The organism is Salana multivorans (genome assembly GCF_003751805.1).
GTDB lineage: Bacteria > Actinomycetota > Actinomycetes > Actinomycetales > Beutenbergiaceae > Salana > Salana multivorans.
Window position 1 is genome coordinate 1086613 of sequence record NZ_RKHQ01000002.1, and the last position, 7075, is coordinate 1093687.

The window sequence follows — 7075 nt, forward strand, 5'->3', positions numbered from 1 at the left end:
AGTAGGCTCGCGAGAACGGCCCTGCGAGAAACCTGTGAATGGAAATGACGGACCATAGCGAGTCGCATCCGAGCAACGACGTCCCCCCTCCGGTCGAGGCCGCTCCCAACCAACCCAGAAGGCGCGGGCGAACTGCGATCATCGTCGGGGTCACGCTCGTCGCGCTCTGCGCGATCATCGCGATCGTGCGCCTTGGCAACCGCGCCACGCCGCTCGAGTCTGCCGTCGAGTCTTGCGGCCTCGGCGACAAGAGCCACGTGGCGTCGCTACGGGATGGCGGCAGGACGCTCCTGCTCGACAACAAGGGCGAAGAGGACGTGCTCGGGCTAGACGTCTTCGACATCGCGTGCGTCCTCGATGAACTTCACGCCCCATCATCTGTGATCGCGAAGATGGACAGCACGCGAGCGCTCGACGGCATGCAGTCCGCCTCGTGGGGCAACATCGAGGCCACCTGGTCCTACCACCCGAGCAACGGCCTGGACCTCATCCTCGAAATGAACTGAGTGCGGCTCGCCGCGCAACTGTGCAAGTCCAGCCGCGGCCATGACCAGCCTCGCGCTGGAAGGTCTCCACGACCCACCGCGAGACGCCCAGCTCTTCCGCGATGGCGCCGGCATCGGGGCCGACGAGCCGCTCTGCGCGGGCGTACTCCTCCGGTGAGATGAGCATGCGCGCTGCCTCGACGTCGGCTCGGCGTTCGCGGCGGTCGTGCTCTCGGCGGTCTCGGATCGGCTCGTCGCGGTGGAACGCGTGGCTGTACTCGTGCGCCGCGGTCGAGACGATCTGAACGCCGGTCAGGCAGAGGTGGAGCGTGATCGTGCGGCGCTCGTGGTCGTAGATCCCGTGGTCGTCGTCGAGGTCTGCCCACTCGACTCGGACTCCGAGCGAGTGGGCGGCGTCGAAGATGGCGTCAGGCGTCGTCAGCATGGGCCGGCTGCTCCTTCCGCGGATCCCCCTCCTTCGCCACCTTGATCAGCGGGAGTTCGTCCTCATCCGGGATCGTGACACCCGGGGCTGACATCTTCGCGATGGAGATCGGCGCGGGGGGCTCAAGCGGCTCAACGAGCGCCGGGTGCTCACCGACGCCTCCCTCCTCGATCCGGCGCAGGATCTCGTCGGTCAGGGCCTTGTCGGTGATGCGCCGGAGTGCGGACTCTAGGTCGCCCGCCTCGGCCTCCTCGTCCGTGATCAGACCGAGAGCCACGAGACCCGACAGCGGAGAGGCGCCGTAGGCCCGCGCGATCGCCACAACGGTCGCGGGCTGGACGCGCCCATTGCGCACCTGGTCGGTGAGCGTGGGTACAGCAATGCGCGAGTTGAGCGCCACCTGTCGGAGCGAGTCGCCGTCCGTGACCCGGATGATCCATGCCTCTGTCGTATCCATGACTGACATCTTAGTCACATGTGCGGCTGACCGTCTAGACATGATGGATGACTTTCGGTTGACACCTGCTGAGTTGTCGTGCATCATGGATGACATCGCAGCAATCGCGACCATGGAAGGAGCGACATGTCCGCCACCCTCATGATCCGTCCCGGGCTCCTGGACCGGATCAAGCGCTACTCGGGCATCGCCTCCGACGACGCCCTCGCCGGAGCCATCGGAGTCAGCCGACAGACGCTCGTCAGCGTGCGGGACGGCAAGCAGAACGCCAGCGCACAGTTCATCGCCGGCGTCTGCCGGGCGTTCGACATGAGCGTCGGCGAGGTCGCAACCCTCGCCCGCTCCACCGACGACGTCCACACCGACGCCGCCTAGATACAGCAGTGCCCCGGCTCATCCGCCAAGACACACCGGGGCAACCACCACTCGAAGGAGAGCGTACCAATGACCGACCTCACGCAGTTCAACTTCCACGGCCACGGTGTCCGCCACATCATCGACGAGCACGGCGAGCCCTGGTGGATCGCCAAGGACGTCTGCCAGATCCTCGGCCTCGGCAACATCTCGCAGGCGATCGTCAACCTCGACGACGACGAGAAGGGTGTCACTACTGCTGATACCCCTGGCGGGGCGCAGCAGGTCGCGATCATCTCCGAGTCCGGGCTGTACGCACTGATCCTCCGCAGCCGCAAGCCCGAAGCGCGCGAGTTCAAGCGCTGGGTCACGCACGAGGTGCTCCCCGCGATCCGCAGGACCGGCGGCTACGGCGTCGTGCAGGGCCGCGCGCTCCCCAAGTCGTACTCCGACGCGCTGCGGATGCTCGCCGCCGAGGTCGAGAGGACGACCACCCTCAACGCGCAGATCGAGGCCGACGCCCCGAAGGTCGCCTACGTCGAGACGTACGTCGCCGACTCCGACCTGTTGACGTTCCGCACGGTGGCCGCGAACCTCGGCGTCAAGGAGAGCGCGCTGCGGGAGCTGCTCGTCGAGCGGAAGTGGATCTACGTCGAGCTGTCCTCGCGCTGGTCGGAGAAGGCGCAGAAGATCGAGCCTCAGCGCCGCTACTCCGCCTACGCGGACAAGAAGATGTACTTCACGCCGCGCCTGGCCCACGAGGCGCCCCGCTTCAAGGGCGAGGCGATGCACACCCTCAAGATCACCCCGGCCGGCGCGTCCGCGATCGCGCGGCTCGTGCGCCAGTCCGGGATCCCCACCGCCGAGCCGATCGAGGGCGGCGCCGGCCTCGAGGTGGTCTCATGACCTCCCCGATCGTCACCCGCGTGCAGGGCGGCGAGTACAGCACGGTCGTCCTCTCGGACGGCTCGGTCGAGACGTGCTTCTTCCACGACGACGGATCGTCGCGGGTTGTGGCCCGCGACTTCCCCGAGCGCGTTCAGGACATCGCAAGCCGGCACGTCCGAGCCGATCGCGAGGGTCGCCCATGACTTCCCCGCCCGCCGTCGGGCGGGACACCACGCCGTGCATGAGTTCGTCCATGCGGCCCGAGCGCACACCGCTCCCGACCCTCGCCTGGTGCGAGAACGCGATCCGGGACGAGTGCGAGCGGCGGCACTACGTCATCCCCGGTGACGAGACGCAGGTGCGCGCCGAGGTGCGCCGGGCCGCGAAGCAGTACCGGCGCGAGTGGATCACCCACCTGGACCCGCCCGTCGACCTGCGCATCCTCGGCATCTACCAGGACCCCACCGCCTGGCACGCCCTCAACGGCATCCCCGCCTAACCCCACCCACCCCGGCCCCGCCACCACCTGGTGAGCGGGGCCTTCCTGTACCCGAAAGGAGATCGCCGTGAGCGACATCCAGCTCCCCGCGACCCCCGCGCTGATGAGCGTCGAGGAGTTCGCCCGCTGGCACGGGATCGGTCCCACCACCGTGCGCCAGTGCATCGACGGCACGTCCGCCAACTACCCGCCGCTGCGAGCCAAGAGGAACAAGCCCGGCAAGGGTGGCCGCCTCTACATCACCGCTGAGGCTGCCGCCGAGTGGCGCGCGAGCCTCCCGGACGCATGACCCGCCCGCCGTGCCCGTCGTGTGGCCGCCCGACCGTCCGTCCGTCTCGCCGGCTGGGTGAGCGGGTGTCGGAGCGGGGCGGTACGGGCCGTTGGGCGGTGCTGGTCGCGTTCGGTCGGGCTGACATCTGGGGTCCGCACGGGCAGTACATCGAGACGCACGAGCGGCACGAGGACGCGATGGATGCCGTGCAGGTGTACGCGCTCGCGGACCACCTTGCTCACCGGGACGCGGCATGACCCGCCGCACCCCCGCCCCGCCGTTCCCGGTCCCGCTGGGACGTGGTGGTGGAGACGGTGTGGGGGTCTGTCCTGGTGCTGCTGGTGCTGTCGGCGATGGTCGCTGGTGCCGCGTGGACGGGGGTCGTGCCGTGAACCCGCTAGTGCTGGCCGTGGGTGTGGCGCTGGTCGTGTGGGGGTGGGGGTCGGGCCGCTACGGGCTGGCCCCACTGACGATGCGACGGTGCGGACACCTGCACCGGGCTGACCTCGCCGCCTGGGCGTGCATCCGACGCCGTCGACTGCTGCCTCCCCGACGCGCCACCGCGGCATCCATCGCCGCCCCCTGACCCCCACCATCCCGCGGGCACCACGCTCGCCCACCACATCGACAGGACCACATCATGACCCCCATCACCGTCACGAGCCAGGCCGAGTGGGACGCCGCGATCAAGGCGCACCACGACGACTACGTCACGGTCTACATCGACTCCCCCGCGGGCGTCGTCATCCGCATCGACGACACGGGCTCCTCCCGCGCCGTGCTGCGGGGCTCCTCCCGCGCCGTGCTGCGGGGCTCCTCCAGCGCCGTGCTGTGGGACTCCTCCAGCGCCGAGCTGCGGGGCTCCTCCCGCGCCGTGCTGCGGGGCTCCTCCCGCGCCGTGCTGCGGGGCTCCTCCAGCGCCGTGCTGTGGGACTCCTCCAGCGCCGAGCTGCGGGACTCCTCCAGCGCCGAGCTGTGGGGCTCCTCCAGCGCCGAGCTGCGGGGCTCCTCCCGCGCCGAGCTGTGGGACTCCTCCAGCGCCGTGCTGCGGGGCTCCTCCCGCGCCGAGCTGTGGGACTCCTCCAGCGCCGTGCTGCGGGGCTCCTCCAGCGCCGTGCTGCGGGGCTCCTCCAGCGCCGTGCTGTGGGGCTCCTCCCGCGCCGTGCTGTGGGACTCCTCCAGCGCCGAGCTGCGGGCGTTCGCCACGGCCCACGCCCGCGACCGCTCCACCGCGACCGGCGGCAGCCACACGGCGATCCACGTCCACTCGCAGCGCGCCACGGTGTCCGGCGGTCACCTCATCGACCTGACCGGCATCGACGAGTACGACCCGGCGACCTGGGTCGACCTGCACACCCGCGGCTCCGACTCCGACGGGCTCGTCCACCTCTACAAGGCCGTCGACGACGACCTCTGCGCCGGCCACCAGTACACGCTGACGCAGTACCCGATCGGCGAGACGATCACCGACCCCCGGTGGCGCGACGACAACCAGTGCGGTGGTGGGCTGCACGCCTGCCCCACCCCTGTCATGGCCCGCGACCACTACATGGACGCCACGAGGTTCCTCGAGGTCACCGTCCCCGTCGCCGACCTGCGACCGATCGACGACACGAAGTGCAAGGCCCCCAGGGTGACCGTGCTGCGGGAGGTCACCCTCGACGGCGACCCGATCGAGGCAGCATGAACAGCCCGACCGTCGTCGTCCGCCGCCGCCCCGGCACCCCCGGCTTTCCGTGGGTCGTGTACTGGCGCACCAACCTCGGCCTGAGCCCCCTAGCCGAGGCCGGCACGCACACGGAGGCAGTCGCCTACGCCGACCGTCTCGCCCGACACCTCCCTGGTGGTGCCCGATGAGCCCCCGCAAGGCCAGCGTCCTAGACGGGGCGGACGACGTCGTGGAGATCCGCCGGGCGCTCGCGGGGTGGGAGGGGTCTGACCTCGACGGCGCGGCGCTGCGGCTGATCGCCGACGGCGCTGAGACCTACACGGCCGGCGCGCTCGGGGTGCTGGTGAACCGGGTCCTCGCCGTCGTCGCGGACCTCCGGGCCGAGGACGGTGTCCGGTGACCCCGCCACGTGAGCCCGACCCGGACCCGTGGACGTGGATCGCGCGGGGTGTCCTCGCCGTGATCGTCGTCCTGACCTTGCTATGGGCGGTGTCGGGATGAGAACTCTCGCGACCGTCTGTCTCGGCTGCCCGTGCGGCTACGACGACGACACCGAGGCCGAGCTGGTCGGCGGCCCCCGGGACACGCACGCCGTGTGGACGTGTCCCGACTGCGGCACCGAGCACGAGACCGACATGAGTGACCCCGACGACGACTACGAGAGGAGCAGGGACGATGACGCCTGACCAGATCGCCGCGATCCGCGACCGCCACACGCGAGGCAGGGGGGCGATCGAGGCGTGGATACCGCTGGAGGTCGTCCGCTCCCTGGAGGACGTCCCGGCCCTCCTGGACCTGCTCGCCGAGCGTGACGCCGAGGTCGAGCGACTGCGGGCGCAGCGCGATGGAGACGGCGACGTCGACCTCGAAACGACCCAGCGCGAGAACGACGCCCTCGCCGCCCGCCTCGACGCCGTGCGGTCGGTCCACGCCCGCTACTTCGACCCCGAGACCAGCGAGGCGGGCGAGGGCATCGAGCCGGAGGACGTCTGGCGCTTCGATCGCGACATGCGGGCACTGCTCGCCCCCACCCCGAGACCACCACGACCGAAGGAGAGACCCCGTGAACCACGAATGCGCTGGCGGCTGCGCTATGTGCCGCGACGAGACCAGCACCACCCTGCCCCGCGTCATCCCCCTGTCCGAGGTGCGCGTGGGTGACACCGTGCGCGTCGAGTGGACCGAGGACGACGTGACCCCTAGCAGGACCGGCGTCGTGGCGGGGATCGACGGCGACGGCACCCTGCGCTCGCCGAGCTGCCGCGCCATCGGCCCCTACACGCTCCGACAGCTGGCGGGCCGCACCGTCGTCCGCGCCGACCTGATCGTCTACCTGCTCGACCGTCCCGCCCCGACCCTGCCGACCGAGCCGGGGTCCATGATCGTGGACGCGACGATCCGGGGCATCGAGGGCCGCACGGCGATCCTGAACGACTGCGGCATCTGGAACACGCCGAGGAACGTCCGTGGCCACCGCAGTCACAGCCCCGAGCACATCACGGCCTGGACCCCCGCGCGGATCGTGGCTGACGGAGAGCCGGTGACCCGATGACTGGCTACGGCCTCCAGATCACGGAGGCGAACCACGACGAGAACGAGTTCTTCACCCTCGGCGGCGCGATCTTCGACACTGCCGAGGAGCGGCAGGCGTCGATCGACGCACTCCCGCGATTCGTCCACGACTGCGCTGACGAGTCGGTCCGCCGCTGCTACACGGTCGACGTCCTCAACGAGGACGGCTGGTCCATCGTGGACAACATCGAGGTCAGCGAGACGACCGCCCAGGAGCTCCTGGGCACGTCGGACTTCGAGCCGATGCGGACAGTCCGAGCGGGCCGCGCTCCGTGCAGTCGCAGCGGGGTGTCGACCGATGAGCGGCGAGCAGTACGCGCACTGCCTGGACTGCCCCGCGACGTTCGCGGACCGGGCCGAGATGAACGCGCACCTCTCATCCACGTTCGGTGACGGCCCGTCGTCACACAGGGCTCGGGTCGACAACCCGACCGA

At 70.2% G+C, this 7075-nt stretch carries 15 protein-coding genes; 13 read left to right on the forward strand and 2 right to left on the reverse strand.

Annotation, left to right across the window (positions count from 1 at the left end):
- Nucleotides 1–38 precede the first annotated feature (38 nt).
- Nucleotides 39–506, forward strand: a complete 468-nt coding sequence (locus EDD28_RS17025; protein ID WP_211339180.1) for a hypothetical protein — start codon at nucleotides 39–41, stop codon at nucleotides 504–506.
- Here the strand turns inward: EDD28_RS17025 and EDD28_RS17030 are convergent.
- Together EDD28_RS17030 and EDD28_RS17035 are read right to left on the reverse strand one after the other, a co-directional pair.
- Nucleotides 487–930 (reverse strand): ImmA/IrrE family metallo-endopeptidase, encoded by a 444-nt coding sequence (locus EDD28_RS17030; RefSeq protein WP_123739823.1) that lies wholly within the window; start codon nucleotides 928–930, stop codon nucleotides 487–489. The genes EDD28_RS17025 and EDD28_RS17030 overlap by 20 nt on opposite strands.
- Complete coding sequence (locus EDD28_RS17035; protein ID WP_148059614.1) at nucleotides 914–1387, reverse strand: hypothetical protein; 474 nt, start codon at nucleotides 1385–1387, stop codon at nucleotides 914–916. Before EDD28_RS17035 ends, EDD28_RS17030 begins: the two co-directional genes overlap by 17 nt.
- Before the next feature lie 126 nt (nucleotides 1388–1513).
- Here EDD28_RS17035 and EDD28_RS17040 point away from each other — a divergent pair, with 126 nt between their 5' ends.
- The 12 genes from EDD28_RS17040 to EDD28_RS17090 all read left to right on the forward strand — a co-directional run bounded on the left by EDD28_RS17040 (nucleotide 1514) and on the right by EDD28_RS17090 (nucleotide 6620).
- Nucleotides 1514–1762, forward strand: a complete 249-nt coding sequence (locus EDD28_RS17040) for a transcriptional regulator (RefSeq protein ID WP_123739821.1) — start codon at nucleotides 1514–1516, stop codon at nucleotides 1760–1762.
- Nucleotides 1763–1831: 69 nt separating this feature from the next.
- Nucleotides 1832–2647, forward strand: coding sequence for a BRO family protein (locus EDD28_RS17755; RefSeq protein WP_211339179.1), 816 nt, complete (start codon nucleotides 1832–1834; stop codon nucleotides 2645–2647).
- Nucleotides 2644–2832, forward strand: coding sequence for a hypothetical protein (locus EDD28_RS17055; RefSeq protein ID WP_123739820.1), 189 nt, complete (start codon nucleotides 2644–2646; stop codon nucleotides 2830–2832). Before EDD28_RS17755 ends, EDD28_RS17055 begins: the two co-directional genes overlap by 4 nt.
- Nucleotides 2833–2870: 38 nt before the next feature.
- Nucleotides 2871–3128: a hypothetical protein gene (locus EDD28_RS17060; RefSeq protein WP_148059613.1), complete on the forward strand. Its 258-nt coding sequence runs from the start codon at nucleotides 2871–2873 to the stop codon at nucleotides 3126–3128.
- Nucleotides 3129–3195: 67 nt separating this feature from the next.
- Entirely contained in the window at nucleotides 3196–3417 is a 222-nt protein-coding gene (locus tag EDD28_RS17065) for a hypothetical protein (RefSeq protein WP_123739818.1), read from the forward strand.
- Between the two features lie 98 nt (nucleotides 3418–3515).
- Nucleotides 3516–3656 (forward strand): hypothetical protein, encoded by a 141-nt coding sequence (locus EDD28_RS17570; protein WP_170169461.1) that lies wholly within the window; start codon nucleotides 3516–3518, stop codon nucleotides 3654–3656.
- A 383-nt stretch (nucleotides 3657–4039) separates the two neighbouring features.
- A complete protein-coding gene (locus EDD28_RS18130; protein WP_170169460.1) occupies nucleotides 4040–5086 on the forward strand; it encodes a DUF7666 domain-containing protein in 1047 nt (348 codons plus the stop codon).
- On the forward strand, nucleotides 5083–5256 hold the full coding sequence (locus EDD28_RS17580) for a hypothetical protein (protein ID WP_170169459.1): 174 nt from the start codon (nucleotides 5083–5085) through the stop codon (nucleotides 5254–5256). Before EDD28_RS18130 ends, EDD28_RS17580 begins: the two co-directional genes overlap by 4 nt.
- Nucleotides 5253–5468, forward strand: a complete 216-nt coding sequence (locus tag EDD28_RS17075) for a hypothetical protein (protein WP_123739817.1) — start codon at nucleotides 5253–5255, stop codon at nucleotides 5466–5468. Before EDD28_RS17580 ends, EDD28_RS17075 begins: the two co-directional genes overlap by 4 nt.
- A gap of 97 nt (nucleotides 5469–5565) precedes the next feature.
- A complete protein-coding gene (locus EDD28_RS17080; protein ID WP_148059612.1) occupies nucleotides 5566–5754 on the forward strand; it encodes a hypothetical protein in 189 nt (62 codons plus the stop codon).
- The gene (locus EDD28_RS17085; RefSeq protein ID WP_123740880.1) at nucleotides 5744–6229 is read left to right on the forward strand and encodes a hypothetical protein; all 486 of its coding nucleotides are present in this window, start codon (nucleotides 5744–5746) and stop codon (nucleotides 6227–6229) included. The genes EDD28_RS17080 and EDD28_RS17085 overlap by 11 nt, the downstream gene beginning before the upstream one ends.
- Nucleotides 6132–6620, forward strand: coding sequence for a hypothetical protein (locus EDD28_RS17090; RefSeq protein ID WP_148059611.1), 489 nt, complete (start codon nucleotides 6132–6134; stop codon nucleotides 6618–6620). Before EDD28_RS17085 ends, EDD28_RS17090 begins: the two co-directional genes overlap by 98 nt.
- The last annotated feature ends 455 nt before the right edge of the window (nucleotides 6621–7075 follow it).

Excerpts from the sequence above, each read along its gene's own strand:
- EDD28_RS17025 (WP_211339180.1), top strand. The coding sequence starts at position 39 with ATGGAAATGACGGACCATAGCGAGTCGCATCCGAGCAACGACGTCCCC.
- EDD28_RS17030 (WP_123739823.1), bottom strand. The coding sequence starts at position 930 with ATGCTGACGACGCCTGACGCCATCTTCGACGCCGCCCACTCGCTCGGA.
- EDD28_RS17035 (WP_148059614.1), bottom strand. The coding sequence starts at position 1,387 with ATGGATACGACAGAGGCATGGATCATCCGGGTCACGGACGGCGACTCG.
- EDD28_RS17040 (WP_123739821.1), top strand. The coding sequence starts at position 1,514 with ATGTCCGCCACCCTCATGATCCGTCCCGGGCTCCTGGACCGGATCAAG.
- EDD28_RS17755 (WP_211339179.1), top strand. The coding sequence starts at position 1,832 with ATGACCGACCTCACGCAGTTCAACTTCCACGGCCACGGTGTCCGCCAC.
- EDD28_RS17055 (WP_123739820.1), top strand. The coding sequence starts at position 2,644 with ATGACCTCCCCGATCGTCACCCGCGTGCAGGGCGGCGAGTACAGCACG.
- EDD28_RS17060 (WP_148059613.1), top strand. The coding sequence starts at position 2,871 with ATGAGTTCGTCCATGCGGCCCGAGCGCACACCGCTCCCGACCCTCGCC.
- EDD28_RS18130 (WP_170169460.1), top strand. The coding sequence starts at position 4,040 with ATGACCCCCATCACCGTCACGAGCCAGGCCGAGTGGGACGCCGCGATC.
- EDD28_RS17580 (WP_170169459.1), top strand. The coding sequence starts at position 5,083 with ATGAACAGCCCGACCGTCGTCGTCCGCCGCCGCCCCGGCACCCCCGGC.
- EDD28_RS17075 (WP_123739817.1), top strand. The coding sequence starts at position 5,253 with ATGAGCCCCCGCAAGGCCAGCGTCCTAGACGGGGCGGACGACGTCGTG.
- EDD28_RS17080 (WP_148059612.1), top strand. The coding sequence starts at position 5,566 with ATGAGAACTCTCGCGACCGTCTGTCTCGGCTGCCCGTGCGGCTACGAC.
- EDD28_RS17085 (WP_123740880.1), top strand. The coding sequence starts at position 5,744 with ATGACGCCTGACCAGATCGCCGCGATCCGCGACCGCCACACGCGAGGC.